Below are 26,902 nucleotides of genomic sequence, written 5' to 3'. Positions count from 1 at the left end.
AAATCCTGAAAATCCTGAAAATCCTGATCAGGTTTTGAATTGTTAGAACTATCTGTAAACATTTACTTTACTCTGTCCCCCATTCCCCGTTCCTTTAATCCTAATTTCATAGTAGCCACATTTTTAATGTTAGAATCGAATTACTCCCTTTAGACTTTGCTATGCGTGCGATTGAAACCACTGGTATCCTCAATACCCAAGGTCAAATTCAACTTGATCATCCTATTCCTCAAGAAAAAGATCGATTTGTGCGCGTCATTCTTTTGATGTCGGAGGATGAACTGAACGAAAAACACTGGCTAGATGCCGTTTCCCATAACCCTAGCTTTGCTTTTCTGCATGATACTGAAGAAGATATTTATAATCTAAACGATGGACAACCTGTAAGCAATGAAGGGTAAAATCGTATTGATTCAATTTCCCTTCGACGATTTATCTTCCAGTAAAGTTCGCCCTGCTTATTGCCTAACCAATAAAATTGGAGGCTATCAACACATTATCTTTGCCCTGATCACCAGTCGTATTCCCGAAAATCTCCTTCGTACAGATATTATTTTGAGTTCAGAAAGTCCAGATTTTATGATAAGTGGTCTTCGCCAATCCTCAGCCATCAGACTTGATCATTTAGTAACACTTCGAGCTTCACTGATTCAGCGTGAACTAGGCTCATTATCATTAAAAACTCAAACTTTAATTATAGATATTTTGTCCGATATTCTACGTTCCTAATATACCTTTAAATTAGGTAAATCTTGCTAGAGGCTAACATTTGTTCTTCTCTGTATAACTAGCCTACACTCAGCGGATTTAGATGAACCCCCCGCTTTTGTGGAGAAAATGCGGAAATTAAAGGCAGAAAGGGCAGCGGCAGAAAATTATTAATCAGTATTAAGTAATTCTCATTGCTTGATTAGGAGATGCCCAAGATTATCAAGACCGGATTACTCATATTCCTCTATAAATAGCGAAGATTTAAAAGGGAATCCAATCAACTCGGTCAATCCATTCTTCTGCTTCGGATGCTTCCCAAATCAGATATAATTCTTCTGCCCAGATTTCTAAATTAGCACTGGGACGCAACCATAGTAAACCCCAAATATGTCCACCCTTATCCCAATGGTTCTTCAGGTGTCCGGGCATACTGCGACGATTATTGGTAACTAACAACCGTTGAAATGACGCAACATAATCTAGGATTTCTGGGTCTAAAGTTCCCAGTGGTGGTGCATCGGGTTCACCTACTCGCAAAATATCGAGATTAGGGTTCAATCGTAACAGAGATATTTTGAGGTCTGGGGATAAGTTTTCATCTAACAAAAACCGGATTTTCATGCGAGGTTTAGTTCTTGCTGTTTCCGTTTTAGTTTTAGTTGTCTTAGGCGTTGAATCAGGGGGGATGGCTCGGTATTTAACCACTGTTGGTATTGTTCTTCCTGCCAGTCACGGAGGCGCTGAACATAAGCATCTATCAGGGTCTTATTTTGATAGTAATAGGTGAGAGTAGCGTAAATTTTCTCTAGGTTTAAGGTGGGTAACTCTTGGAGAATCTGCTGGGAAGTATAACCTTTTAAATGGTAGTTGATGACATCCTCAATCCCAATGCGATGTCCTTTAATGCGGATGTCATCTGGCTCAAAAACTTCAAAGTATTCTTCTAGTTGCATGGTTTTCTTGGAGCAAACTTTCTCTTTTAATTGTAGCACCGCCAAATCGTTATATGTCCCAGGTTACAAGTCTTTACGCGAGAGAAGAGAGCCTCTAATAAATCAAGGGATGTACCTAGTAGGTACGGGCGGCACAAACACAAGGTTTCTCGCTTCCTTAATCCCTCTACGCCACCAATCGCTTCAATATTTTGACATTGGACACTGAAGCCGTCCTTACCGCTACTGTAGTGCAGCCAGAGTTGGTTAATAGTTCGTAAATCTATACAGGGGAAGTTGCCGATAGACACTGAGTCTAGGCGGCCTTTGTTGTCTATTCCTGCTGCTTGACACATGACTTTAACTGTTTCTTGATCCGCCTCCTCCCACTTACCTGCTGCTAGTAAGTCACGAAGTTTAGTGTAGTCGATTCCTTTCTCACTTTCGAGTTCGATTTCTCCTGTTATAACAATTTTTAAAGAAAATTGTAGCTGCTTTATTTGTTCTTGCATCTGAGAAATTATTGCTTCTTTTTCTGTTAGTTTTTTTTGCCGTATTTTAATTCTAGATTGGATACGATCCTTCTCCGTTACACTTGAACAATTTATTAGCTGTTCAGTTAAGCGAGATATTCTTTCTAGTAATTGAGCGTTTTTTAGTCGCTCTTGTTCTAACTGTTGTTCTAACTGCTGAATCTGAGATTTCGGTGCTTGTTCTATTTCCTGCTGTTCTTGATGAAAAGCTGGCTCGATTTCCCTGGCTAATTTTGGCATAATCTTATTTAGTTGTTCGCTAAATTTATGTTTCAGGTCGTTAATGTCAGCATAGCTAGTATGAAAATGTCCTAAATTATGGAGTCTTTCCTTGAAATTCAACAAAGTCATAATTTCTGGTCCAATTTGACTCGCATTGATGGGTGCATTTTTGAAATAGGTATAAATCCGTAGATTACCATTTGCTTTAAAGGTTTCCAACGCTTTGAGAAATTCTTCTTCAGTGTATTTACCTACTTTAGTATGAAAGAGACTGACAAAAATATGGCACTGTGTAATCGCTTTATTGTATTCATCTTGTAGGCGCGTTTTTGACATAGCATCGATAAAATCTTCCCAGACAACTAATTCTAAAAATATTCCCTGTTCTATGTATTTTTTGTTTTTACGGTTGATAAATATTTCAAATTGTTCTCTATCATCTTTCAATTCAGATGAGGAGGCGAGAAAGATTTTAATGATTTCATTACCCATCGTAGTTTCCCTACTTTGCTTTTACCTTTTCTTTCGCTTTCAGTGCTGTTATTCGGCTCACCAACTCAGCCAATCTCTGATTCAATGGTACAGTCTCAGCACAGCCCCAGTATTGAGCGCACCGCAATAACAACCACATCCATCTTAGAAGTGCCACGTTGCTCATCTGTAACTATCTTACTCGCCGTGCTATTGATTGTCACCATTTTTCTGGAGAAAGCATAGAGGGAAGCGACGTTTACAGTGGGTTTCTATTTTTCCCCCTCTAATATCAGCTAAACTTATCAATAGCATAAGTAACAATAGTTTCAAACCCCTTTACAAACCGTTACAAACTCTCTAAGATAGAAACATCATCAATCAATCGTACCTCGATAACTTAATAGGAATCATAAACCAATGACCACCACTCTACAACAGCGCGAGAGCGCTTCCCTGTGGGAGCAGTTCTGTCAGTGGATCACCAGCACCAACAACCGTTTATACATCGGTTGGTTCGGTGTCATCATGATCCCCACCCTGCTCACCGCCACCACCTGCTTCATCATCGCCTTTATCGCCGCTCCTCCTGTAGATATCGACGGTATTCGCGAGCCTGTAGCTGGTTCTCTACTCTACGGAAACAACATCATCTCTGGTGCAGTTGTTCCCTCTTCCAACGCGATTGGACTCCACTTTTACCCCATCTGGGAAGCTGCTTCCTTAGATGAGTGGTTATACAACGGTGGTCCCTACCAGTTAGTCATTTTCCACTTCTTACTAGGTGTTTTCTGCTACCTCGGTCGTCAGTGGGAACTGTCTTTCCGTTTAGGAATGCGTCCTTGGATTTGTGTAGCTTACTCTGCACCTGTATCCGCCGCTACTGCTGTATTCTTAATTTACCCCATCGGACAAGGTTCTTTCTCTGATGGTATGCCTTTAGGAATCTCTGGAACCTTTAACTTTATGTTTGTGTTCCAAGCAGAACATAACATCCTGATGCACCCCTTTCATATGTTAGGTGTTGCTGGTGTGTTCGGCGGTTCCTTGTTCAGTGCCATGCACGGTTCGTTAGTAACTTCTTCGTTAGTGCGTGAAACCACGGAAATCGAATCTCAGAACTACGGTTACAAATTCGGTCAAGAAGAAGAAACCTACAATATCGTTGCCGCTCACGGTTACTTCGGACGTTTAATCTTCCAATACGCTTCTTTCAACAACAGCCGCTCTCTGCACTTCTTCTTGGGTGCATGGCCGGTAATCGGTATCTGGTTTACGGCAATGGGTGTTAGCACCATGGCGTTCAACCTCAACGGTTTCAACTTCAACCAGTCGATTCTCGATTCTCAAGGTCGTGTAATCGGTACTTGGGCCGATGTGCTGAACCGCGCTGGTATCGGGATGGAAGTAATGCACGAGCGTAATGCTCACAACTTCCCCTTAGACTTAGCTAGTGGTGAACAGGCTCCTGTAGCTCTGATTGCTCCTGCTATCAATGGTTAATTCCTAGTCTGAACGAAAAGGCACTCCCGCGAGGGGGTGCTTTTTTGTTTCTTTCAGAGAAGATGCCAGAATCTAGGGATAATGGGGAACAATCAGGCTAATTGCTTAGGTTTTGTCGAAATAAGTTCATTTTCTTTCGTTGGTCTTAAGATTTTTCCCTATATCCTACCCCTCACACCCTGTAGGAGCCTTTAATCCCACATTCCGCACCCTAGTCGTTGAAATCAAAAGTTGCTCTAGCCCTTGTATAGTAAGACTTTTAGCGATTACTAAGAATTATGAAGTGTCACACTCTAGTCAGCGATCGCCAGCTTAATGAGAGTTTATCTCAATAATTTGGTATCAGAGCTATCAGATTTTTAGGGCTAATTGTGCATCTGCTAGACAAACAAATTAGCCTGTAATTCAGAGCCAGCAATCGTTTTGACGATTTGGATAAAATTTTCAATGTGACACTTTAGGGTGCGGAATGTGGGTTTAATTACCCTCTCTAGTTTACTCCTTCTCTTTTGTGTCGGTATGGGGTTAGGATTCACTGGTGCGGCGAATACCTTCCTCGATAACGAAAAACTGAGGGTTAAGAGAAGCCAACGGCTCTCGCAGCTTTTCGATTTCGGCAGCGGGAGCGTGAACTTCTAGGCGAATAATCTTGGAGATTTTGAGAAGTTCGTCTAGCAGTTCCCCGACGTTTTGCAGGTGGGCAAGAACTGCGGAAGCATCGATGTAACCCTCGCGGCAATGAAGAATATTGCCGCTAAAGGAAAAAGCATAATGGATACAGCCCTCTTCGGTGCGGACTCTCTCAATGAACTTGGGGCTTAGTTTTTTGAACGCATCAATTTTTCCTTCTTGTACTTCAAAATAGGGTACGAGAGTACAGCAAGTATCGATTTTGAACATCAGATTCTCCTTCTAGGTGGTGCGGAGGGATATCCTGCGCTTGTAGTGCAGAAAAGTTTATCTCAGGGGTTGTCCAGAGCGTGCGCTCCTACAGAATAATACCCCCGTGTGCAACTTTTTGACTGGAGAAGTTAAGAAAAAGCGATCGCTAACTCAAACAAGGTAGAATAAAAAGCTGAGTATCATACTAAATCCTTTAAGTAGGGCTGGCTGAATAAATCTAAAAACCTTGTTGGATAATATCTTTAGACCTTTTTAAAATCCAAAAGTACCGGACTTTGGAGTGGTCGGGGGGAAATTTCAGGCACTTTTTCCCTGAAAATTAGGTAATTGACCACCCCAAAATCGGTAAAACTCTACACCAAATCCTAAGTATAGGCTAGTTACAAGGAGAGGCACTCATGCAAGAGGCAAAAGGGGGAATAAATAATCAGTTTTTAATCACTAGATTTAGTATTAGCATCAAAATCTCTGTTTATTTTAATAATAATAAACGCTGGGGAGATAAAGTAACAGTCCAAGGCAAAGCTTGCTCCTTAATTTCTAACCATTTATCCTTATATAACTCTGCTTGGATATGAAAATCTTGATCGTGGTTGGAGGGTTGATTAAGTTTCAGATAGAGAGTCACTCGATGGGGTCCTTCAATGGCATTAGCCAACCAACAGAGAAAAGTATTAATATCGCCTAAATCTCGACCAAAAATAATTTGATGGGCGCGAATTCCCGTATAGGCTAAATAGTCGGGAATTTCGGGGACGGTGTATAATTTAACATCCCAATCAATGGCTTCTAATTGTTGATTATTAATGATTATAGCACGAGAAAAATTCTTACAACCAGTAATCTTGGCCAAACTAACGCTATCTGGTTGCTCAAAAATTTTCTGTTTAGAATTATTAGCAATTGCCCGCCCTTTTTCCATAACTAATAAATTCTCACATATTCGATAAGCTTCATCCATATTATGGGTAACAAAAATTGTCACACCATCGTAATTACTTAAAGTTTTGATCATCTGACGTTCTAATTGAGCGCGTAGATGGGTATCAAGGGCAGAAAAAGGCTCATCTAATAATAAAGCTTCCGGACGACTAGCTAAAGCGCGAGCAATGGCGACTCGTTGCTGTTGTCCCCCCGATAATTGATGGGGATAACGGTTTTCCATGCCAAGTAACTGCACTAATTCCAATTGGTTGGCAATTTGCTGTTTAATAACTTTTTTAGATAAGTTTTTCGGGAGACTAAAAGCGATATTTTCTGCCACGGTGAGATGGGGAAAAAGAGCATAATTCTGCACCACAAAACCGATATGACGCTGACGACTGGGGAGATTAATTCCCTTTTCGGAATCGAAGAGAATGCGACCATTTAAGACAATACGACCCCTTGAGGGCGTTTCCACCCCAGCTAGCGATCGCAAAATCAGGCTTTTTCCCGAACCCGAAGCCCCTAGTAGTCCTAATGGCTGATTTTGGCAGTTAAAAGTGACTGAGAGGTTAAAACCGGGTAAATATTTCTCTATATCGACAAATAAGCCTATTTTATCCCTATAATAGGGATTTTCAGCCGCTAAAAGGGCAAAATTGCGACCCTCCCAGAGTGGCAGCCAGTCCTCCATCTCGTTAGGTTTGCTTTCTCCCGGTCGTCCTAATTGCTGTTTACGTTGACTTTGCCAGAGATTAACGGCGATAATCCCCGATAGGGAGATTAATATGATAATAAACATCCAGATCCAAGCCTCGGTCATCGCTCCTGCTTCCACAGCGAAGAAAATCGCCATCGGGATAGTTTGAGTTTGCCCCGGAATATTACCCGCTAACATCAAAGTCGCCCCAAATTCCCCCAAAGCGCGGGCAAAAGCTAGGGTTAATCCTGCTAATACCCCAGGGAAGGAGAGGGGCAAAAGTAGGCGCCAGAATATTTTCCCTTCCGATGCCCCTAGGGTGCGGGCAACCTGTAAAAGACTGGCATCCACCTGTTCAAAAGCCCCGAGGGTGGTTTTGTACATCAGGGGAAAAGCCACCACCGTCGCGGTGATAACGGCGGCATACCAAGTAAAAACGATGCGAAAGTTAAATAGGTCTAATAACTGTCCTAATGGTCCGTTTTTGCCGAATAGGAGCAGTAAAATGAAACCTAGCACCGTCGGGGGCAAGATTAAAGGCGCGACGAAAACTCCCTCGATTAGGGATTTCCACCGTCCACGATAGCCCAACATCCAATAAGCGGCGGCAATACCGAGAAAAAAGATGATTATCAGGGCAATGGTGGCGGTTTTCAGGGATATCCCTAGGGGGGAAAAGTCTGGCATTTTTCAGGGGTCAGGGGTTGGGTTTTGGGGTTTTGGGGTGTTGGAGTGTTGGGGTGTTGGAGTGTTGGGGTGTTGGGGTTTTAGTTGAAATTCCCCACTTCCCCACTTCCCCACTTCTCCACTTCTCCACTTCTCCACTTCCCCTAAATTATCTGGCTATTCCGAAGCCGAATTTTTCAAAAATGTTTTTAGCGGCTGCCCTGGTGAGATGTTGGGCGAAAGTCTTGGCAGCTTGCGGGTTTTTACTGGCTTTTATCACAGCTATCGGGTAAATAATCGGAGAATGGAGATTATTGGCAGCCGTAGCCACTACTTTTATCCGGTCGGAAATTTTCGCATCGGTGATGTAAACAATGCCAGCATCGGCGTTACCAGTCTCTACGGCGGCGAGAACATTACGGACGGAGTTGGCAAAGACCAGTTTTGGTTTTATTTGCTCTAAAATGCCGAGATTTTTCAGAACTTCTTCACTGTACTGACCGACGGGAACGCTGCGCGGTTCACCCACGGCAATTCTTTTGACATTACTGTTAGTCAGGGAACGAAAATTGCTGATTTTTAGGGTGGAATGCTTGGGAACGATTAAAACTAGGCGATTAGTGAGCAGCTTTCTTCTGGTAGTTGTATCGATTAAACCAGCTTTTGCTAAAGCGTCCATTTGCTTACTGGCAGCCGAGAGGAAAACATCGGCCGGCGCACCTTGTGTAATTTGCTGTTGCAAAGCCCCCGACGCACCGAAGTTATAATTAACTTTAATGTTGCCATGGGCTTTTTCAAACCCCGGCTTGATTTCTTCTAGGGCATCTTTGAGACTAGCGGCGGCAGAAACTAGAATTGTCTGGGTTTCGCTGGTGGTGATAGTAGAGGAAAAAAGGTTTATGTCTGGAGATAATAAGCAAATAAGGGCAATTGAGCCGATAAAAGCCAGAAAATATCGTCTTTTCATCAAGATTGACAGCAAGCGATCGATACTTATATTTCTATCACAACTAATCCACCGCCCAAAATCTGTATCTGCTGAAAAAGTTTTCCGTGGGGTGTGGGGATAAGTAGCTGGTTATGATCAAATTGAAGATGGATTCCGCCTTAATCCCCTTTTCATTTCCCCTTAATAAGGAGGGTGTCTGACAATTTTTAGCATCTACCCACCTAACATAAAATGACCTCGCGCGTCTGGAAGAAGACGGAAAAATCAGGGCAGAATTTGCTTACTGATAATTTTTCCCGTCTCATCGAGATCATAGACAATTGGAACTCCCGTGATTAACTCCAAACTGGGGACTTCTTCTGGGCTAAGATTTTCTAAGGTCATAATCATTGCCCGTAAGGAATTACCGTGGGCTGCCACCAAGACATTATCACCCTGTCGGATATGGGAGAGAATACGACTCTGAAAAAAGGGTGCAACCCGGGCGACGGTATCCTCTAAACTTTCACCTCCGGGAGGACGGGTAAAATAGGATCTACGCCATTCCTTAACCTGTGCCTCTCCGAATTTAGCAGCAGTTTCGGCTTTATTTAAACCCTGTAAATCACCATAATAGCGTTCGTCGATGGCCTGACTGGGAAAAATCGGAATTTCCTGACTGGGATCACCATCGTACCGATCCCAGCCGTGCCAATCAGGATCATCGCTATCGTGTTTAAAAATAGGGATTTTACCGGCACGAATTTCATCACACTCAGTCAGACAAATTATTGCCGTTTCCATCGTGCGAATTAGGAGACTGGTAAAACAAACATCGATCGTGATATTGGCTTCTTTAAGTTTACAGGCAGCGATCATCGCTTCAGCCCTACCGCGTTCACTCAAGGGAACATCGACCCATCCAGTGAATTTATTGGCCGCATTCCAAAGACTTTGGCCGTGACGAATTAATACAAGTTTTGACATGGGTTTTCTTGGGAAGTGGGGAGATGGGAATTATGAATTAGGAGGAAGTGGGGGTGTGGGGTGTAGGGTGTGGGGTGTGGGGTGTGGGGTGTAGGGTGTGGGGTGTGGGGTGTGGGGTGTGGGGTGTGGGGAGAATAAATAGAAATAATCTCCTGTCTCCTGTCTCCTGTCTCCTGACTCCCGACTCCTAGAACTTAGGAAATGGTGTGAATTTTGAGGAAATTGGTACCTTTAGTTTTCTGCATGGGAATTCCCGCCATAATCAGGATTTTATCGCCGGATTGGACTAGATTTTTCTGAAGCAGAATTGATTCGGTTTGCTTTAACACATCCTCAAAGACAGACACCTGATGGTCAAGAAGAATCGGGATCACACCCCAGACTAGGTTGAGACGGTGATAGATGCGTTTGTTGGGAGTCATGGCAATCACAGGAACCGAGGGCCGTTCCTTAGAAGCCAGTAGCGAAGTGTAGCCAGAGGTGGTAAAAGTGACAATATAACGGAGATCAAGGGTTTGATCGATCGCCACCAAAGCCTCACTGAGAGCATGAGTTTCATCGGACTGATTGGGGGGAACATTATCAAACTTCACATCTGCTTCCACATCATGGGCGATTTTGGCCAACATAGCCACCGCTTTGACGGGAAAATCTCCCACTGCTGATTCCCCCGATAACATCACCGCATCGGTTCCATCGATAATTGCATTAGCCACATCACTGGCCTCGGCCCGAGTCGGTCGGGGATTGTGAATCATGCTTTCTAACATTTGGGTGGCAGTGATGACGGGAATAGTTTTCATGTTGCAGAGTTTGATAATGCGTTTTTGCAACATGGGGACTTTTTCGGGACTTAATTCTACCCCCAAATCGCCCCGAGCCACCATAATTCCGTCACATTCCTCGACAATTGACTCTAAATTTTCGATCGCTTGCGGTTTTTCAATTTTAGCTATCACTGGCACATCCCCATGATTTCTCTCGGCTAAAAATGCCTTAATCGCCTTGATATCTTCTCCTTTACGAACAAAGCTCAAGGAAACCCAATCAACCCCCTGAGCAAGACCAAATTCTAGGTCTTGTTTGTCTTTTTCGGTCATGGAAGGTAAGCGTAAATTGAGACGGGGTAGATTAACTCCCTTGCGACTTTTGAGAATCCCTCCTTCTAACACCTGACATTTTAGGTTTTTTCCGTTAATTTCAACGATTTTTAGCTCTAATAAGCCATCATCAAGGAGAATTTGCTCATTTAGCTGTGCTTCCTCGGCCAGATAGGGATAATCGATCGAAACGGTGTTCGCTTCTCCTCGATACTCATCCATGGGTACAAGGGTGAGATAATCGCCGTCGTTGATGGTAATCGAATCATTGGGGAGATTACCGACGCGAATTTTTGGACCTTGTAAATCTTGCAGGAGAGTGATCGGATTGTCTAATTCTTGAGAAATTTGCCGTAAAAGGCTAACAACTCTCGCATGATCTTCGTAGCTACCGTGGGAAAAGTTTAGCCGCGCTACATTCATCCCCGCACCGATCATCTCCTTGAGGACTTCCGGCGAATTACTGGCAGGGCCGATCGTGGCTACGATCTTAGTTCTATGGGTGATAATTGACATGGAACCCTTACTAATCGATCTTGGGACGATTACATGATATTCACTTTAGGTTAACTAACGGTGAAGCGCAAAACAAATTAAGTTTTTCCACAGACTTGCAATCGCTCCTGGCCCTCTCCTTCGCCGTCAGGAGTCAGTGATCAGTGATCAGATTTGAGTTTTCAATATTATTAAGTAGCAAGTTGGGACTTTTCTTTTCACTGATTATACTAAATCCGTTGAGCATAGACTACATATCAGGACAGGCAAGAGGCAGAAGTCAACAGGCAAAAGGGGAAATAAATAATCAGTTTTTAATAACCTAATTTAGTATTACTGCCTAATACTGATCACATCAAAAAGCTCCCTGCTCCCTTCTCTGGTGCTATCCTAGAGGCTTGACGACTAATTTTTGGCTCTCTTGGGTTTGGTGGACAAAATGCATTCTAAGGTACATTCCTTCTAGCGAGGGGGTGAAACGAACCACAAAGACACAAAGGACACAAAGATCGATCGATCATATAGTAAGTTAAACTTATCACACAGAACCTAGAAGAGCCAATTTTTTAGATAGTCAACAGCTTATATAGCCCACATTTCCTTATCTTCCTCCACATCGAGAACTCCCTGGACTGCCTTTAAAGAGGGAATCAGCGATCGAGAGGCCGAACCGGTAATAATGCCAGAAACCGATAATATATTATCTACTGTCATGCCCAGGGATTGTAAATTATTGGCCACTGTCTGAATATCGGCTAAATGCTGTTCATCGATCGTCACGATAATCTTTTCCATGGCTATTAATGAAAGTAAAAAGATGAGCAGGAGTCGAGAAGGGGGGCCGGGGAGATGGGAAGTAGGGAGATGGGGCAGAAGGGAGAGGGGAGACGGGGGAGAATAAATAAAAATAATCCCCTGACTCCCGACTCCTAACTCCTGAATACTGACTGCTAAGGCGCTTGAACCAGTCCACTACCCACATCAACGGTGGGAATAGACAGTCGCAAGGCTTTCGAGGTGAGTAACTGCCAGAGTTGCGCCCCGCGGACTCCCGAAGCTTGAGCGTGAAGAGCAGCGATCCCGGCCACATGGGGGGTAGCCATGCTGGTGCCGTTAAAAACGGCGTAACGTCCGGGCATCGGTACGGAAGAATAGATCGCCACCCCGGGACCAGCGATATCTACGTTAGCACCTTGGGCAGTACCAGAACCAGAGGAAAAAGAGGCTAATCGCAGATTACTATCGATCGCCGCCACGGCCATAATTGAGGGACTATTAGCCGGTTGACCCACCGTACCAGGCCGGTGATTGCCGGCTGCGGCGATAATCAAACAACCATTTTGCAAAGCGCGACGGCCGATAGTTTCGTAGGCCGTGGAGAGGGTTGGAACTTTATTGCCTAAGGACATAGAAATCACCGCACAGCGACTGGCGATCGCCCATTCCATGCCAGCCAGAATCCAACTTTGGGAACCACTGCCAGCATTACTGAGAACTTTACCTGCGTAAATGGTCGCTTCGTAGGCGACCCCGTAGCGGCGACCGTTGACATTTTTAAATCCGCAGGCGGTACCGATACAGTGAGTGCCGTGACCGTGACCATCCTGCACCGCTTCTCCTGGTACAAAAGACTGACTTTGGATCGATCGTCCAAAAAAGTCGGGATGGTTCAAATCCATACCGGTATCTAATACAGCCACATTAATACCGCGACCACTGCGACCACGGGAATTGATTACTTTCGTGGCTTTTAATCCCCAAGTGGATTGGGCATCATCGAGAAAGGCCAGGGCCGCGAGATCCTTGTCTCCCAGTTCTTCTTTGGCCTTGGACTGTTCATAAAGATGATTGACGGCATCACGATAACCCTTGAAGTATTCCGAGGATAAACCCTCCTCGATCGCATAGTAAATTCGTTCGGGTTCGATCGCTAAAATTGCCGAACCTCCCCCCGCTATGTTCATGACACCGCTCAAGGCTAAGTCATCCATAGAAACCACTGCCACTCCCAAAGTCGGAAAGGTTCCCCCTCCCGCCGCATCTAGCTCTGAACTGTCCATGGCCGAATCGGCAAAATCCCGGGCATCGGGCAAGGCAGATATCCCCGCCACATCTCGCAGAGCGGCGATTCCTTCTGGGGTTGCTCCATCTTGGAAAGTAACAATATATCGCCCTGTGGTTTCCTCATTTGAGGCAGTCCTGGGGATGGGAAAACTCGCTTGTCCAGACATAAAAAATACCTCCAAAAAATGCACATTTTAGCTAATACAATCACGGAAAAATGGCTTAACACCAGCCCTTTTTCTGAAAATTTTTCAATCATTAACCACTGGTCTAACCATCCTTTAATTGTTCAGGATAGTTCAATAAAATTAGAGATGAGTTAGTTAATTAACTACCCTCAAAATGTTCACGGTTTGGGAAACCATTTTCCTAAGCTCACTCCAGTCTCTAAGTACCGTTTTTTCAGAACTCCAGCCCGATTGGTGTTAAATTTTGTCTATCAATTCAGGCTCTGGGAAACAACGGAACTAGGTTAGGGAATGTCAATTAATTTTCTATGTACTTAGACTTAAACCGATAATATAAGTTTAAAACCCTAACCTTATATTTAATCGTTATTAAGCTATGGTTTGCTCACTGCAATCAGCCTAGCATTACCTCAAGGATTTTGCTCAAAAAATTTACAAATCTTTGACAATCCTTGGCAGTACGGGGGAACAAAATAATACTTATGTTCTAATGATGTCTCTGAATGATTCAGTCGGAAAACTGGCTTTCACGGTAGGATAAACTAATAACCATCTCCGCTCTTCGGCATAGCTCAGAGACCACTCGTTTATATTTCCTTATGACCAACACATTAGACGATAAAGCCATAGTCAAGGACTATTTTAACGCCACAGGATTCGATCGCTGGCGCCGGATTTATGGGGATGGCGAAGTTAACAAAGTACAAAAAGATATTCGCATCGGTCATCAACAGACGCTCGATACTGTTATCGGTTGGTTAGAAAGTGATGACAATTTGCCTAATCTCTCAATCTGTGATGCTGGTTGTGGAGTCGGTAGTCTTAGTATTCCCCTCGCTAAAGCGGGCGCAACTATTTTCGCCAGTGATATTTCTGAGAAAATGGTGACAGAAGCTAAGGAAAGAGCGGCCAAAGAGTTAGCAGATACTGGTAAACTCACCTTTGCCGTTCAAGATTTAGAAGCATTAACCGGCCAATATCACACGGTCATCTGTCTGGATGTTCTCATTCACTATCCCACAGAAGAAGCCTTAGGCATGATTAAACACTTGGGATCCCTAGCTCAATCCCGTTTAATTCTCAGTTTTGCCCCTAAAACCTGTTTATTAACCATTCTCAAGAAAATTGGTCAATTTTTCCCCGGCCCGAGTAAAACCACTCGCGCTTATCAACACAAGGAAAAAACTATTATCGCCGCTCTCAACGAAAATGGCTTTAAAATTGAACGGACGAGTATGACTAGCACTCGTTTCTATTTTTCCCGTATTCTCGAAGCTGTCCGCAGTGAATAAACAATGGCAGTCACCACCAACAAATTAATCGAGTGGAAACAGCAACAACGCGCGATTGTCACCCTCACAGCTTGGGATTATCCGATCGCGCGACTGCTCGATCGGGCAGGAATTGATATTATCTTGGTGGGTGATTCCTTAGCTATGACCGCTTTGGGCTATCCTACCACTTTACCGATCACCCTAGAGGCGATGATTCACCATGCGGCGGCCGTGTCTCGTGGGGTAAAACAAGCTTTAGTTGTCTGTGATTTGCCTTTTCTCAGCTATCAGGAAAGTGTCAGTCAGGCAATTCACTCGGCGGGAAGGATGTTAAAAGAAGCGGGAGTGCAAGGGGTAAAATTAGAGGGAGGTTATCCGGCTATGATCGAGACGATTAGCCGTTTAACCGAGATAGGCATCCCTGTTATGGGTCATATCGGATTAACTCCCCAGTCAGTCCATCGCTTAGGATACCGTCAGCAGGGAAAAACTCCATCGGATGCACAAAGATTAATCGAGGAAGCTTTAGCTTTGGAGAAAGCGGGAGTATTTGCCCTGGTTTTGGAACATATTCCCGCCAATTTAGCCGCTACTATTACCGATAAATTGACTATCCCGACGATTGGTATCGGTGCGGGGGAAGATTGTGATGGTCAGGTGTTAGTAACGGCGGATATCCTAGGATTAACCGAAAAAGCTCCCCCTTTTGCCAAAGTTTATGCTAATTTAAGCGAGACAATTACAAAAGCAGTGGTAGAATTTGCCAAGGATGTGAGGGGAAATGAATAGCGGCCAAAAGGCCACCCTTGGGGCCGGTTGTTTTTGGAAAACCGAGGACGCATTTCGGCGTTTACCTGGGGTTTTAGCGACTTCTGTGGGTTATATGGGGGGACATTTCCCCAATCCTAGTTATCTCGATGTCTTATCGCGAATTACTGGTCATGCGGAAGTGGCACAAATTGCCTATAATCCCCAAGAAATAAGCTACGAGGCGTTGTTAGCCGTTTTTTGGTCAATTCATGATCCGACCCAGTTAAATCGCCAAGGACCGGACAGGGGAGAACAATATCGATCGATTATTTTTTATCACACCCCGCAACAAAAGTTAATCGCCACTGCTTCCAAGCGTCAACTACAACTATCGGGAAAGTTTCAGCAGGATATCGTGACTTTGATCGAACCCGCAGGAGATTATTATCTGGCCGATCAGTCCCATCAACAGTATTTAGAGAAAAAACAGGCTCGATCGGTCGAGGATTTCCAGAAGAAAATATCAAGACAGGATCGGGGTATAATGTAAAGTTGCTTTCGCAGGAGATCAGGAAAAATGCCCGAGGCGGTCGGAGTCATTCAAACGTTGGGTTTTCCCCCCGTTTTAGCGGCGGCGGATGCCATGGTTAAAGGGGGACGAGTCACCCTAGTTTATTTTGATCTAGCGGAAAGGGGCGAATTTTTAGTGGCGATTCGCGGTCCGATTTCCGAGGTTAAACCGGCAGTAGAGGCAGGATTAGCGGCGGCCATGACCGCTTTTGGTGGTAATGTGGTCAGTCATTACATCGTACCGAATCCTCCAGAAAATGTACTGGCGGTTTTACCAGTGCAGCATACGCCTAAGTCAGACCGTTTTCGCAGTTAATTTCCCTAGCGATTAGCCCCAAACTAGACTATAGTTAAAGACTGGAAAATAGATTGGATTCTATCAATTGAACTTATCTGATTTTTGTTATTAGGAGTTAATTTATGACAGCCCAACCCGCGGTGGGATCGATTGAGACCAAAGGTTTCCCCGGTATTCTAGCGGCCGCCGATGCGATGGTAAAAGCAGGACGGATCACGATTGTTGGTTATTTAAGAGCAGGAAGCGCCCGTTTTACCCTCAATATTCGTGGGGATGTACAGGAGGTAAAAACTGCTATGGCTGCCGGCATTGAAGCCGTCAATAAAACCGAGGGGGCAGCTTTAGAAACCTGGGTGATTATCCCCCGTCCTCACGATAACGTGGTGGCTATTTTACCGATCGATTATAGCGAGGCAGTGGAACCTTTTCGCGCTGCTGCCGACGGTGTGATGGCACCAATCCGTCGTTAATCTTCAAGGTCAATTTTTTGTTACTGGTTGGAACTTGTCTAGTTCCAACTTTGCCTCTGCTCATAACTAGCCTAGGGCTTGCTGAATAATGGTACAACCCTTTTAAAATAAGGCTTTTGACTTGTTAAAATCCGGTGTTAGTGCAAGAAAATAGGATTGGGACATTCAAAAACCTTGCATTATTCTTTTTATAGTACATAAACTGGTATAAAAAGGAGGGCAACAAAGCCTGAAACTGCTGCCTCCGTTCGGCGCTTGGTCTGAGCGTTCAACAAAAGCTTACGCCAAAGTCTAACGCCGAACTCTCACAGCCGGCTAATGACTCCTACACCTCACCAGTACACTTTTTCAGCAAACCCTAGCCTATACTCAACGGATTTAGTACGACTCCCCAAAAGGAAAACTTCGTACCTCACCATTAAGATAACTGCTATAAATCAATCAACTCGCGATTATTCATCCTGTAATTTTTCGCGCACATTGCGAACAATTCGCGATAATTCACTCTTTTCATCGACGCTAATTTTAGTCGGGGAACCACTAATAATCCGCTCATAATTGCGGAAAGAATCCTTGATATCCGCCCCATCCTGACTGATAGTATATTCACGAATCCCTTTATCGTGCCAAGAACCGCGCATCTTAAAGACGTTAATCGCTCGCGACATTTCGCCGCGAATTTCCACATACTGCAACATTAAAATCGTGTCCGTAATCGTAGAAATATGAGATTCGGTGATTGAGTGCGCTCCCATAAATTGGTCGGTGGTATTGGTGAAAAATCCCGTAATTTCCTCCTGTTTGGCGTATCCTGTCACCCCGATCACAAATTGCCGAAAAGCATTATTTGTCACCCCCCGCGCGAGCGCCGATAGAGAATCAATAGCAATACGAGAGGGTTTAAATTCCGAGATTTCCGACTTAATCATCTGTAAATGGTCTTCTAATCCCGCCGATTCCGGGTAAGAACACAACAATTTTAATAATCCCTTGCGTTCCATTTCCTCAAAATCGATACCCCAAGAAGAGGCATTTCGGGACAATTGGGCGCGAGATTCTTCATAAGCGAATAAAATCGCCCGCTCACCGCGCCGGCAGCCTTCTTCCAAAAATTTACTGACTAAGAGAGTTTTACCCGTACCGGTTGCTCCTGTGGCCAAAATAATCGAATCCTTGAAAAAACCGCCCCCACACATATCATCCAGGGTTTTTACTCCCGAAGAAATGCGGACATTAGAAGAGCGCTGAGTTAAACGCATCGCACCGAGGGGGAAGATATTAATGCCGTCATTGGTGATAGTAAAGGGATATTCCCCTTTCATGTGGGTTGTTCCCCGTAATTTGAGGATTTCTGCGGTTCTGCGTCGCCTTTCTCCCTCTAGGACGTTCCGCATAATTACCACATTATCAGAGACAAATTCCTCCACACCAAAACGGGCCACCGCTCCGTATTCTTCGATACGTTCCGTGGTCATAATTGAAGTCACTTCTAATAATTTTAACCGGGCCACGAGCCGAAAAATTTCTCGCCGCACCACTGACACCGCTTCGTACTGCTGAAAAACCGCCGTTACAGAGTCAATTGATACCAGTTTGGCTTTATATTTGGTAATTGCGTATTGAATGCGCTCGATTAGGGCCGAAAGATCAAAACTACCCACCACCTCTTGACCTTCCGGATCTGGGGAAGCATCGAGAATAAATAACTTACCCTGGTCAATTAATTCCTCTAAATCCCAACCAAAACTATAGGCATTTTGAATAATATCGGTGGGAGATTCTTCAAAAGTAACAAACAGGCCCGGATAGTCAAAATACTTGATCCCATGGTAGAGAAACTGCACAGCAAGCAGGGTTTTTCCCGTGCCAGAAGTGCCACTAACTAAGGTAGTTCGCCCCAGGGGTAAACCACCGTGAGTGATCTCATCAAAACCTTCAATTAGAGTTCTAATTTTGCGAACACCTTTGGGTTTAATCGGTGGATTTGATTGGCTATTAGAGTTAGATTGAGTCATTATTTATCCAGTGAATATTTAAAGAGTAGAATTTTTATCTAATTTTTCCACAGAAACATATCAAGCCTGACTAGACACTTTACACCATCTTGATTTCCATTGACTCTTGACTTTCCCCTAGACGTACTAGATTACGCCCCGATCATTTCTTCTTCAATAAATATAACCCGTCTAATCACCTATGGCCGAAGACCTAGCTATCATTTTCTCGTTCACGAATTTCCTCGTATAGCAAGTCTAAACCGATCAGAACCTTCTCTCGATCGGACAAATCACCGATAATTTTCCGCACCGGGGGAGGTAGGACTTTCGCAAGGGTAGGAGTAGCGAGAATCTTGTCTTCCTCCGCTAGTTGTGGGTTTTTCAGCACATCAATCACCTTGAGCGCATACACTCCCTGAAATTCCTCTTCTAGGATATTTTTCAGGGTTTTTAAGGCTCGCACGGAGTTGGGGGTATTGCCGGCGACGTACAGTTTTAAAACATAGGTTTTTTTAAAGACGCTCATAGGTTAGAATCAAAAGGGCTGGGGATAAGAGTTCATAGCTATTTATGGGGGGAGATTTTAGTCTATTCCCAATAATAAATCATAAGGGATATCCTCGCGAGGTATGGAACGACGATACATTTCCCCCAAGTGAGCAAGGATATCAATGAGAGCGAGACGATAATCTAGGAGAATTTCCTCACTTCTGCCTTCTAATTTTAACTGTTGGGAAAATTCATCCATTAACTCCATGTGAATTTCCAGAATTTGCGACACTGAGAGATCGGTAAAAAAGACATTATTAACCAATTCATCGATCGCTTGATTAATCGGATAATCCTGTTGGAAGTAATTCAAAATAATCTCACGATAATCTGCTCTTAATTCCCGCAGTAATTCTTTTTTTTCCTCCGGGGCAAGATTGCGATAGAATAGCTGCGGGTTGCGTTTGTAGTAAACACCTAAATAGCCGAGTCTTTCTTTTAATTTTTCTGCTAAACGGCGCTGTTGTAGGAGGAGAAAACTGTGATTATTTTCCACGGGATTTGGTTGGTTAACAATCGTAGTACGCTCGAAAAAAGAGCAATTAGGAGCTAAATGGAGAAATCTAGCGATCGCTTGGTCGATGACGGCGGTGATGCTGTCTAATTCCTTGAGTGTAATTTGTAATTCGGCACTATGATAGAGACAGGTGGGGGAGTCATTTGTCTCGGCAGTGATGTTTTTGTCGGCGACAATGATCACCACTGGCAGTAAAATCCCCCCTTCGTAGAGTTGATTAAAAGTCGGCTGTAGGGAAGGATGAAAGACTACCAGCAAACAATCGATTTTTTCCTTCTGTGCCTCGATATTAGCCAGTAATTCGCTAGAAGACGACCCTAGGGTCAGATTATAGCGTTCATTGGCCAATAAAGCCGTCAAAGAATTAACCAGCCCCAGAGGTGAACTCACTTCCATCAAGGGTGAGTCCGTTGGGACAAAAGCATAAATAGTCAGTCTCGGAGGCAACGTTTTCTCACCCGCAAGGTAGATAGAAAATAACAAACAATAGGTTAGGCTTTCTCTGTTGAGAAGACAACCCCCCCGCCATCAGCTAAGGGAAGTTAAAGTTAACTCGGCTTTTTGGCAGTGGGTATCGTAGTTAATTGTAATCAATGGAGCGGTCCCCTAGATGAGCGATCGTCATAATCAAAGCAGATTCAAGTTTTAGGACTACTAATAGTTTGGCCATCAGTTTGTTAATTATGCCCTAAAGTTACCGCCACTGCCCCTCCAATTATTCCCATGCCTAGCGTTACCCTCAGTCTCCATCACTTTAATCAATCTGTCACTACCTGTGAATTAATTATTGACAGGGCTAGTCTTTGGGATTTAATTAATAGGGGCAATCCAGAAGCGCTCGTGGTAGTGGATGAGAGGTATTGTCCCCTAGGACTGATTGAGAGTCAAACCCTGATTGCTTACCTCCTCTATCAACAACAGCACCCCGAAACCAGAAACCCTTCCTCCAACTGTCTGGATCTGAGTGGTTGGCTGCGTCCGATTATCTCTCTTAACTCGCGCATGGCCGTGAGTGAGTTTCTCGTAAACCTGAAGGGAGAAGCGATCTCCTTAGCCCCTATTTTAGTCGATGCTCAGGGCAAACTATTAGGACGCTTAGACACGGGCAAACTTCTGCAATTTTGTCTCGGACACTCAATTCTCGATGATCCTCCCCCGCAGCTCCACATCAGCGATCGCAATTTCCCCCCCCGCAGTGATCGTCCTCTGGAATTTCTGGAACAATTACCGCTGCCCCTGCTGCTCTACAGTCCAGAAGCAGGGATTTTATACCAAAATCAGGCTTGGTGTCAACAAATCGGGGCAGCTTTCCCCGCTAATATCGGTAACTCTCCCTTGACTTTAGATCCCTTAACCCTGCAATCCCCCACTCCTCCCCTGTTTCCCCAGCGTCTAGAAACAGTGACATCGGGTTTAGCCAAGACTTGGCGCCTCTTGTCTGCGCCGTTAAATTTAACAGATAATTATCCTTTGATCGAGAAAGCTTCAGGACTGTGGTTACTGTTAGCCACCGATATCACCGAACAACAGCACTATTGTCAGGAATTAGCGGTTAAAAATGCCGATTTAGTCCATTTAAATCGTCTCAAGGATGAATTTCTCGCCTGTGTTAGCCATGAGTTTAAATCACCCCTCACCGCTGTTATTGGTCTCTCCAATCTGCTGCGGGAACAAAAAATCGGTGAACTTAACCCCCGACAGTCCAAATATGCCGATTTAATCTATCGCAGCGGTCGTCAGTTGATGTCTCTGGTCAATGATCTCCTCGATTTAACCCGCCTAGAGACAGGACAACTACAATTAACTTTATCTAGAGTCAAAATCGATCGCCTCTGTCAACGGGTGTACGATATCATCGTCGATAAATATCCCCAACGTCTCGATCTCCCCAGCAGCTATCGTCTTGACATCGAATCTGGGTTAGATTATGCCCTGGCCGATGAAACCCGTTTACAACAGATGTTAGTGCATTTATTAGATAATGCGGTGAAATTCACCATCGATGGCGGTAATTTGGGCATTAAAGTCAATCGTTGGGAAAATTGGCTGGCTTTTACCGTCTGGGATACAGGAATCGGTATTCCGGAAGAATCCCAGCATCTGATTTTTCAGAAATTCCAACAGCTAGAAAGTCCTTTCACCCGTCAATTTGAGGGTGCGGGTTTAGGTTTAGTTCTCAGCCAAAAATTAGCACGCTGTCACGGTGGCGATCTATCTTTTGTCTCCAAAGCTCGGGAAGGCAGTCAATTTACTTTACTACTTCCAGTTCATCCCCAAAGTGTCGATCAGGAGTCCGCCACTCCCCAACGTCTGGTCTTAGTGGTGGAAGCTAATCCCCAAGTGATTGAACAGTTTGTCGATCGATTGAGTGAATTGGGATTAAAAGCCATTATCGCTCGTAGCGGCACGGAAGCGATCGAAAAAGCCAGGCAGTTAAAACCCCGTTGTGTTTTTCTCAATCCCAATCTCCCCCTCCTGTCCGGTTGGGATGTGTTAACGCTGCTGAAATCCCATCCCCAAACCAAAGATATAAAAGTTATTGTCACCGCCGCCGATTCTGAGCGCAACCGCAGTCAACAGCAAGGAGCCGATAGTTTTCTGGTTCCACCGATTACCTCGGCAGCCCTGCAAGCTTGTCTGAATCTGACCGTTTCCCCTGTTCCTAGCCGAAAACAGCGCACTGCTCCGACTCTGCTGCGTTTACACGGTCATTATGCCCCCAATTTCTCCGATTTATCTTCCTTTAGCTGGATTTGGAATAATCAATTAGTTCGGGAGAATTATCGTTTTATTGAGGCCGATAGTTGCGAACAGGCGGAACTTTTAGCCACTGTCTGGGAGGTGGACGCTATCTTAATCGATAGTTCGATCGCAGAAGATTTATACTCTTATCTACAAACCTTGAGCGAGTCGGAAACCCTCGCTAATTTACCCCTAGTCACCCTTGATGTGGCTGTCACTGAGGTGGCCAATCAAATCCCCGGTTTAGCCGTTTTTCCCTGTTTGGCCCCCCCGACGGAAAACCGCATCGAACAGCTATTAAAGGTAATCGAGACTGCTGATCTGGCTTTTTCTCGCCAGAAAGAGCGGTAAGGGGGAGTGGGAATTATAAATTATGAATTATGAATTATCAATTGGGGAAGTGGGGAAGTGGGGAAATTGAACTAAAACCCCAAAACCCCAAAACCTCAAACCTGTCTCCCATATCCTGAATACCAACTCAGAGAATCCTGACTCCTGACGGCTGATAATAACTTACCGCCACACCTTGAAATTATAGAAAGCACTCACCCCTAGAAAGTCATTTATTTTCTAGAATAGAAGATTACCTGGATTATTTTTGCGGGGGGGGCGATCGGTGATTCTCAATTTTTCCCTAAGGATTGTAGCGGCCAAAGGCAGACTATTCTGTAAGTTTTCACTCTACAAAACCTATCGGGTGGTCAGTAGCGCCCCCGTCGATGTCCTCTGGCAAAAATTAATTAATGTGGCCGATGTCTCTTGGCATCCTTTGATCGCCAAAGCTGATGTTCCCTTGGGTTTAATCGCTAAACCGGGGTTAATCTATCAAGCTGTCACCCGTCTGACTCCCATTCCTATCCGGGTTTTCGTGGAAAATGTCCGTCCCGGGGAACTTCTCAGCCTCAGAGTTCTCGCTATCCCCGGCATGGAACAGAAAATGACCTACCAAGTCGAATCAACCCTCTGTGGTAGTTATATTTCCTATTCTGTCACCCTGCGGGGTTGGCTGTCCCCCTTTATCTGGTGGTTAAGTCGTCCCTATTTAGCCAAAGTCGCCGCCCAACTGGCCCACGCCGCCGAAGAATTAACGGCCTAAAAAAAATTTCCCCCAATTAATCTATTAAGCGGTCAAGATCTAAGTCACAATAGTATATGGATAGACTTAAACAAAATTTTATTCAGCTACATTGGTACACATAGTCTACTGATATCATCCCGACGAGTTGAGCGCAACAACCTCAATCCGCCGGGATGAACTATCTCTAGAGACTTGACTGATGAAGTAAGCTCTACAGGAGGGAATTATGGGGGAATTAAACACAGCCGAACTTCTAGTTAAATGTCTAGAGAATGAAGGGGTCGAGTATATTTTTGGGCTACCCGGGGAAGAAAACCTCGATGTTTTGGAAGCCCTAAAAAACTCCTCGATCAAATTTATCACCACTCGTCACGAACAGGGCGCCGCTTTTATGGCCGATGTCTATGGACGCTTGACCGGAAAAGCGGGGGTTTGTCTCTCCACCCTAGGACCAGGGGCGACTAACCTGATGACAGGGGTAGCCGATGCTAACCTGGATGGGGCGCCCTTGGTGGCCATCACTGGCCAGGTAGGAACCGATCGGATGCACATTGAATCCCATCAATACCTGGATCTGGTGGCCATGTTCGCCCCAGTGACGAAATGGAATAAACAAATCGTGCGGCCGGGTATCACCCCAGAAGTGGTACGGAGAGCCTTTAAAACCGCCCAAAGTGAGAAACCGGGGGCAGTTCATATCGATCTTCCCGAAAATATCGCCGCTATGGCTGCCGATGGTAGTCCTTTGCCCCTCGATAGTCAGGAAAAAGTTTACGCTTCCTATCGGACTTTGAACATGGCGGCGGCGGTGATTTCTAAAGCGAAAAATCCCTTGATTTTGGCGGGAAATGGGGCAATTCGCGCTAATGCCAGTGAGGCTTTAACGGAATTTGCCACGGCCTTGAATATCCCTGTGGCTAACACTTTTATGGGTAAAGGGGTGATTCCCTATACCCATCCTCTGGCTCTTTGGGCGGTAGGATTACAGCAACGGGATTTGATTAGTTGTGCTTTTGAGCGCAGTGATTTAATTATCGCTGTTGGTTACGATTTAATCGAGTATTCCCCGAAAAAATGGAATCCAGACGGGAAATTACCGATTATTCACATCGGCATGACTCCGGCGGAAATTGACAGCAGTTATGCCCCGGTGGTGGAAGTGGTGGGTGATATCACCGATTCTCTCATCGATATCCTCAAACGGGCCGATCGCCAGAATAAACCAACTCCTGTCACTGCGGGATTAAAGACGGAAATTCGGGCCGATTACGAAACCTATGCCAATGATACGGGTTTTCCGATCAAGCCACAAAAATTGATCTACGATCTGCGTCAGGTGATGGGACCAGAAGATATCGCCATTTCTGACGTGGGCGCTCATAAAATGTGGATGGCCCGCCATTATCACTCCGATTGTCCTAATACTTGCATTATTTCTAACGGTTTCGCCGCTATGGGTATTGCTATCCCTGGTGCGATCGCCGCTAAGTTAGTTCATCCCGATAAGCGCGTTGTGGCGGTGACGGGGGACGGCGGTTTTATGATGAATTGTCAGGAATTGGAGACAGCTTTGCGGGTGGGAACTCCCTTCGTCACTCTCATATTTAATGATGGCGGTTACGGTTTAATCGAATGGAAGCAGTTTAATCATTTTGGGACCTCTTCTTTTATTAAGTTTGGGAATCCCGATTTTGTTAAATTTGCCGAAAGTATGGGATTAAAAGGCTATCGGGTGGAATCTGCCCAGGATTTGATCCCAATACTAGAGGAAGCTTTCCGGCAAGATGTCCCTACGGTGATCGATGTTCCCGTCGATTACGGCGAAAATCTGCGTCTTTCCCAAAAATCGGGCGATTTAAGCTGTCAGATTTGGGAATAGAAGTTGATAGCGTTGACAATCCCCAAAAAAATCCCCTAACTGAATCTCAGTTAGGGGGAAGTAATTAGGTTGGCTTTGGTAACGTTAGAAAACCCAATCTAAAATAACCATTCTAGAACCGCCTCATCTTTAGTGTTGGTATTGCGAGAGGGAGTTTCCCGGGTAAATTTCATGTGGATAGAACGATTTTGTTCCCCATCGGCGGCCACGGCCATAATCGGATAATCGATTAAACCGTCTTGGAAGGACATCTGATAGCGGAAAGTGCCATCGGAATTGAGTTTAATCGGACGACCACCGATAGTTACCGTGGCATCGGGTTCGGTGGCACCATAGACGATTAATTCGGCATCGGCAACTAACCAGAATTTGCGCGGACGTTGTAGGGTTTCCGAAGCACCCATACCGATACCAGAAGCAGTTATGCCGATACCGGAAGCGGTTAGTCCCGATACCGTGGGAACTGCCCACATACCAACCCCAGAGGGGAATACATAAGAACTGATCACTTCCGACATCGGTACGGAACCAGCGACGTGCTGCATGGAACCAAACAAGGAACCGGCCACCCGTAGGGCTTCGATATCGCCGACACTCTCGAAAATTTGGTCGTAGATGGGGCTAGTTCCCGCAGTTCCAGTGCTGCTGTCGTAGCGTTTGCTGGGGGGAACGAGTTCGTAAACAGTTTTGCCCACCAGTTCTTCTTCCCAGTTAACGGTGACAAAAATATCTTCAATCCAGTCGGAAGGATAGACGGGAGGAATCCGCACTAAAGGAGAACGGGCCAAAACTAACCAACGTCCATCAGCACAACGATAACCGATATCGATAACATAATCTCGATCGCTGACCGGAATCGGTAAATACCATTCCCGGGCCAATTCATCACAGAGATATTCTTGGACGCTATGGGAGCCTTGGCTATTGAGATCGATATCTGTGACATCATAAAGACGTAGGGCTAACTGTTGTCCTCCTTGACGACGGAGATCCTCTTTTGATTCGTTGGGGATATCCCAGTAAGCATAGGCCCACTGAGGATCGCGCGGTAGGAGGGTAATGCGATTTTCACCGTAGCCACCGGGAAGATCTCCTAAACCATCATCCACTGAACCTAGAAGATCTTCGATTGGGTTAGCTTGACCTAATTCAAATTTTGCTGCTTCCACTGGTTTTTCCTCTTTAATATTAAAATTGCCGATTATTCCCATCGCTTGGGTAATTGCCTCGATTAATTGCGTTTTCCGCATCCGACTATAACGAGAGATGCTGTATTGACTGGCAACTCGTCGCAGTTGCCGCAAGGTCATCTCATCTAAGGGGGGGTATTCTGGAACCATGAGTTGACGCTCTCCGATTAGTTAAGACGGCAAATGTTTTTGAGCATTTACAAAAGCATTGATCTTGGTAATCCTTCAACTACTCATCGATTGCTTTGTTAACGAGAGATC

25 protein-coding genes are annotated in these 26,902 nt (G+C 44.9%); 11 read left to right on the top strand and 14 right to left on the bottom strand.

The window, feature by feature from the left end:
* The first annotated feature begins 161 nt into the window (after positions 1 to 161).
* Positions 162 to 401 carry a hypothetical protein gene (locus ACE3JL_RS08940; protein WP_072927911.1) on the top strand — a complete coding sequence of 80 codons (240 nt, stop codon included), beginning with the start codon at positions 162 to 164 and terminating at the stop codon, positions 399 to 401.
* Entirely contained in the window at positions 391 to 729 is a 339-nt protein-coding gene (locus tag ACE3JL_RS08935) for a type II toxin-antitoxin system PemK/MazF family toxin (RefSeq protein WP_375329303.1), read from the top strand. Before ACE3JL_RS08940 ends, ACE3JL_RS08935 begins: the two co-directional genes overlap by 11 nt.
* A gap of 243 nt (positions 730 to 972) precedes the next feature.
* Here the strand turns inward: ACE3JL_RS08935 and ACE3JL_RS08930 are convergent, their stop codons facing one another.
* From ACE3JL_RS08930 to ACE3JL_RS08920, 3 genes are read right to left on the bottom strand one after another with little or no spacing between them, the layout of a single operon-like run.
* Entirely contained in the window at positions 973 to 1,332 is a 360-nt protein-coding gene (locus tag ACE3JL_RS08930) for a DUF5615 family PIN-like protein (RefSeq protein ID WP_287628239.1), read from the bottom strand.
* Positions 1,329 to 1,664, bottom strand: coding sequence for a DUF433 domain-containing protein (locus ACE3JL_RS08925; RefSeq protein ID WP_375329302.1), 336 nt, complete (start codon positions 1,662 to 1,664; stop codon positions 1,329 to 1,331). The genes ACE3JL_RS08930 and ACE3JL_RS08925 overlap by 4 nt, the downstream gene beginning before the upstream one ends.
* 26 nt (positions 1,665 to 1,690) lie before the next feature.
* Positions 1,691 to 2,890: a GUN4 domain-containing protein gene (locus ACE3JL_RS08920; RefSeq protein ID WP_375329301.1), complete on the bottom strand. Its 1,200-nt coding sequence runs from the start codon at positions 2,888 to 2,890 to the stop codon at positions 1,691 to 1,693.
* A 399-nt stretch (positions 2,891 to 3,289) separates the two neighbouring features.
* Between ACE3JL_RS08920 and psbA the strand changes: the two genes are divergently transcribed.
* The gene (gene psbA, locus ACE3JL_RS08915; protein ID WP_012264511.1) at positions 3,290 to 4,372 is read left to right on the top strand and encodes a photosystem II q(b) protein; all 1,083 of its coding nucleotides are present in this window, start codon (positions 3,290 to 3,292) and stop codon (positions 4,370 to 4,372) included.
* A gap of 525 nt (positions 4,373 to 4,897) precedes the next feature.
* Here the strand turns inward: psbA and ACE3JL_RS08910 are convergent.
* From ACE3JL_RS08910 to ACE3JL_RS08880, 7 genes are all read right to left on the bottom strand, one after another.
* Positions 4,898 to 5,272 carry a putative quinol monooxygenase gene (locus ACE3JL_RS08910; RefSeq protein ID WP_375329300.1) on the bottom strand — a complete coding sequence of 125 codons (375 nt, stop codon included), beginning with the start codon at positions 5,270 to 5,272 and terminating at the stop codon, positions 4,898 to 4,900.
* A 475-nt stretch (positions 5,273 to 5,747) separates the two neighbouring features.
* Complete coding sequence (modB, locus tag ACE3JL_RS08905; protein WP_375329299.1) at positions 5,748 to 7,586, bottom strand: molybdate ABC transporter permease subunit; 1,839 nt, start codon at positions 7,584 to 7,586, stop codon at positions 5,748 to 5,750.
* A 148-nt stretch (positions 7,587 to 7,734) separates the two neighbouring features.
* The gene (modA, locus tag ACE3JL_RS08900) at positions 7,735 to 8,532 is read right to left on the bottom strand and encodes a molybdate ABC transporter substrate-binding protein (RefSeq protein WP_271989980.1); all 798 of its coding nucleotides are present in this window, start codon (positions 8,530 to 8,532) and stop codon (positions 7,735 to 7,737) included.
* Between the two features lie 246 nt (positions 8,533 to 8,778).
* A complete protein-coding gene (locus ACE3JL_RS08895) occupies positions 8,779 to 9,480 on the bottom strand; it encodes a 2,3-bisphosphoglycerate-dependent phosphoglycerate mutase (protein WP_271989978.1) in 702 nt (233 codons plus the stop codon).
* A gap of 194 nt (positions 9,481 to 9,674) precedes the next feature.
* Positions 9,675 to 11,096, bottom strand: a complete 1,422-nt coding sequence (gene pyk, locus ACE3JL_RS08890) for a pyruvate kinase (protein ID WP_271990048.1) — start codon at positions 11,094 to 11,096, stop codon at positions 9,675 to 9,677.
* 561 nt (positions 11,097 to 11,657) lie between these two features.
* Positions 11,658 to 11,870: a hypothetical protein gene (locus tag ACE3JL_RS08885; RefSeq protein ID WP_375329298.1), complete on the bottom strand. Its 213-nt coding sequence runs from the start codon at positions 11,868 to 11,870 to the stop codon at positions 11,658 to 11,660.
* A gap of 155 nt (positions 11,871 to 12,025) precedes the next feature.
* On the bottom strand, positions 12,026 to 13,306 hold the full coding sequence (locus ACE3JL_RS08880; RefSeq protein ID WP_271990053.1) for a S8 family serine peptidase: 1,281 nt from the start codon (positions 13,304 to 13,306) through the stop codon (positions 12,026 to 12,028).
* 620 nt (positions 13,307 to 13,926) lie between these two features.
* Between ACE3JL_RS08880 and bchM the strand changes: the two genes are divergently transcribed.
* The 5 genes from bchM to ACE3JL_RS08855 all read left to right on the top strand — a co-directional run bounded on the left by bchM (position 13,927) and on the right by ACE3JL_RS08855 (position 16,689).
* On the top strand, positions 13,927 to 14,619 hold the full coding sequence (gene bchM / locus ACE3JL_RS08875; protein ID WP_375329297.1) for a magnesium protoporphyrin IX methyltransferase: 693 nt from the start codon (positions 13,927 to 13,929) through the stop codon (positions 14,617 to 14,619).
* Positions 14,620 to 14,622: 3 nt separating this feature from the next.
* Complete coding sequence (gene panB, locus ACE3JL_RS08870; RefSeq protein WP_271990056.1) at positions 14,623 to 15,390, top strand: 3-methyl-2-oxobutanoate hydroxymethyltransferase; 768 nt, start codon at positions 14,623 to 14,625, stop codon at positions 15,388 to 15,390.
* Entirely contained in the window at positions 15,383 to 15,901 is a 519-nt protein-coding gene (gene msrA / locus ACE3JL_RS08865; RefSeq protein WP_271990058.1) for a peptide-methionine (S)-S-oxide reductase MsrA, read from the top strand. Before panB ends, msrA begins: the two co-directional genes overlap by 8 nt.
* Before the next feature lie 27 nt (positions 15,902 to 15,928).
* Positions 15,929 to 16,237: a carbon dioxide-concentrating mechanism protein CcmK gene (locus ACE3JL_RS08860; protein WP_002732196.1), complete on the top strand. Its 309-nt coding sequence runs from the start codon at positions 15,929 to 15,931 to the stop codon at positions 16,235 to 16,237.
* A gap of 104 nt (positions 16,238 to 16,341) precedes the next feature.
* Positions 16,342 to 16,689, top strand: coding sequence for a carbon dioxide-concentrating mechanism protein CcmK (locus ACE3JL_RS08855; RefSeq protein ID WP_271953094.1), 348 nt, complete (start codon positions 16,342 to 16,344; stop codon positions 16,687 to 16,689).
* A 452-nt stretch (positions 16,690 to 17,141) separates the two neighbouring features.
* On the opposite strand, the gene kaiC is transcribed toward ACE3JL_RS08855, so the two are convergent.
* From kaiC to ACE3JL_RS08840, 3 genes are all read right to left on the bottom strand, one after another.
* Positions 17,142 to 18,704, bottom strand: a complete 1,563-nt coding sequence (kaiC, locus tag ACE3JL_RS08850) for a circadian clock protein KaiC (protein WP_271990060.1) — start codon at positions 18,702 to 18,704, stop codon at positions 17,142 to 17,144.
* A gap of 193 nt (positions 18,705 to 18,897) precedes the next feature.
* Entirely contained in the window at positions 18,898 to 19,212 is a 315-nt protein-coding gene (gene kaiB, locus ACE3JL_RS08845; RefSeq protein ID WP_002733742.1) for a circadian clock protein KaiB, read from the bottom strand.
* A 57-nt stretch (positions 19,213 to 19,269) separates the two neighbouring features.
* On the bottom strand, positions 19,270 to 20,199 hold the full coding sequence (locus ACE3JL_RS08840; RefSeq protein WP_271990062.1) for a circadian clock protein KaiA: 930 nt from the start codon (positions 20,197 to 20,199) through the stop codon (positions 19,270 to 19,272).
* 276 nt (positions 20,200 to 20,475) lie between these two features.
* On the opposite strand from ACE3JL_RS08840, the gene ACE3JL_RS08835 reads away from it, so the two are divergent.
* The 3 genes from ACE3JL_RS08835 (at position 20,476) to ACE3JL_RS08825 (ending at position 25,451) form a co-directional block, all read left to right on the top strand.
* Positions 20,476 to 22,845 carry a hybrid sensor histidine kinase/response regulator gene (locus ACE3JL_RS08835; protein WP_271990065.1) on the top strand — a complete coding sequence of 790 codons (2,370 nt, stop codon included), beginning with the start codon at positions 20,476 to 20,478 and terminating at the stop codon, positions 22,843 to 22,845.
* 265 nt (positions 22,846 to 23,110) lie between these two features.
* Entirely contained in the window at positions 23,111 to 23,590 is a 480-nt protein-coding gene (locus ACE3JL_RS08830; RefSeq protein ID WP_002782775.1) for a hypothetical protein, read from the top strand.
* 208 nt (positions 23,591 to 23,798) lie between these two features.
* Entirely contained in the window at positions 23,799 to 25,451 is a 1,653-nt protein-coding gene (locus ACE3JL_RS08825) for an acetolactate synthase large subunit (RefSeq protein ID WP_271990068.1), read from the top strand.
* Between the two features lie 98 nt (positions 25,452 to 25,549).
* Here the strand turns inward: ACE3JL_RS08825 and ACE3JL_RS08820 are convergent, their stop codons facing one another.
* On the bottom strand, positions 25,550 to 26,791 hold the full coding sequence (locus ACE3JL_RS08820) for a DUF4912 domain-containing protein (RefSeq protein WP_271990070.1): 1,242 nt from the start codon (positions 26,789 to 26,791) through the stop codon (positions 25,550 to 25,552).
* Positions 26,792 to 26,902 lie beyond the last annotated feature (111 nt).

The sequence above is a fragment of the Microcystis sp. BLCC-F210 genome (assembly GCF_042134685.1).
GTDB classification, from domain to species: Bacteria; Cyanobacteriota; Cyanobacteriia; order Cyanobacteriales; family Microcystaceae; genus Microcystis; species Microcystis aeruginosa_D.
The sequence above is the reverse complement of the archived record's forward strand: the minus strand, read 5'-3'. Positions and strand labels throughout refer to the sequence as shown.

Coding starts and splice junctions, on each gene's coding strand:
- ACE3JL_RS08940 (WP_072927911.1), top strand. CDS start 162: ATGCGTGCGATTGAAACCACTGGTATCCTCAATACCCAAGGTCAAATT.
- ACE3JL_RS08935 (WP_375329303.1), top strand. CDS start 391: ATGAAGGGTAAAATCGTATTGATTCAATTTCCCTTCGACGATTTATCT.
- ACE3JL_RS08930 (WP_287628239.1), bottom strand. CDS start 1,332: ATGAAAATCCGGTTTTTGTTAGATGAAAACTTATCCCCAGACCTCAAA.
- ACE3JL_RS08925 (WP_375329302.1), bottom strand. CDS start 1,664: ATGCAACTAGAAGAATACTTTGAAGTTTTTGAGCCAGATGACATCCGC.
- ACE3JL_RS08920 (WP_375329301.1), bottom strand. CDS start 2,890: ATGGGTAATGAAATCATTAAAATCTTTCTCGCCTCCTCATCTGAATTG.
- psbA (WP_012264511.1), top strand. CDS start 3,290: ATGACCACCACTCTACAACAGCGCGAGAGCGCTTCCCTGTGGGAGCAG.
- ACE3JL_RS08910 (WP_375329300.1), bottom strand. CDS start 5,272: ATGTTCAAAATCGATACTTGCTGTACTCTCGTACCCTATTTTGAAGTA.
- modB (WP_375329299.1), bottom strand. CDS start 7,586: ATGCCAGACTTTTCCCCCCTAGGGATATCCCTGAAAACCGCCACCATT.
- modA (WP_271989980.1), bottom strand. CDS start 8,532: ATGAAAAGACGATATTTTCTGGCTTTTATCGGCTCAATTGCCCTTATT.
- ACE3JL_RS08895 (WP_271989978.1), bottom strand. CDS start 9,480: ATGTCAAAACTTGTATTAATTCGTCACGGCCAAAGTCTTTGGAATGCG.
- pyk (WP_271990048.1), bottom strand. CDS start 11,096: ATGTCAATTATCACCCATAGAACTAAGATCGTAGCCACGATCGGCCCT.
- ACE3JL_RS08885 (WP_375329298.1), bottom strand. CDS start 11,870: ATGGAAAAGATTATCGTGACGATCGATGAACAGCATTTAGCCGATATT.
- ACE3JL_RS08880 (WP_271990053.1), bottom strand. CDS start 13,306: ATGTCTGGACAAGCGAGTTTTCCCATCCCCAGGACTGCCTCAAATGAG.
- bchM (WP_375329297.1), top strand. CDS start 13,927: ATGACCAACACATTAGACGATAAAGCCATAGTCAAGGACTATTTTAAC.
- panB (WP_271990056.1), top strand. CDS start 14,623: ATGGCAGTCACCACCAACAAATTAATCGAGTGGAAACAGCAACAACGC.
- msrA (WP_271990058.1), top strand. CDS start 15,383: ATGAATAGCGGCCAAAAGGCCACCCTTGGGGCCGGTTGTTTTTGGAAA.
- ACE3JL_RS08860 (WP_002732196.1), top strand. CDS start 15,929: ATGCCCGAGGCGGTCGGAGTCATTCAAACGTTGGGTTTTCCCCCCGTT.
- ACE3JL_RS08855 (WP_271953094.1), top strand. CDS start 16,342: ATGACAGCCCAACCCGCGGTGGGATCGATTGAGACCAAAGGTTTCCCC.
- kaiC (WP_271990060.1), bottom strand. CDS start 18,704: ATGACTCAATCTAACTCTAATAGCCAATCAAATCCACCGATTAAACCC.
- kaiB (WP_002733742.1), bottom strand. CDS start 19,212: ATGAGCGTCTTTAAAAAAACCTATGTTTTAAAACTGTACGTCGCCGGC.
- ACE3JL_RS08835 (WP_271990065.1), top strand. CDS start 20,476: ATGCCTAGCGTTACCCTCAGTCTCCATCACTTTAATCAATCTGTCACT.
- ACE3JL_RS08825 (WP_271990068.1), top strand. CDS start 23,799: ATGGGGGAATTAAACACAGCCGAACTTCTAGTTAAATGTCTAGAGAAT.
- ACE3JL_RS08820 (WP_271990070.1), bottom strand. CDS start 26,791: ATGGTTCCAGAATACCCCCCCTTAGATGAGATGACCTTGCGGCAACTG.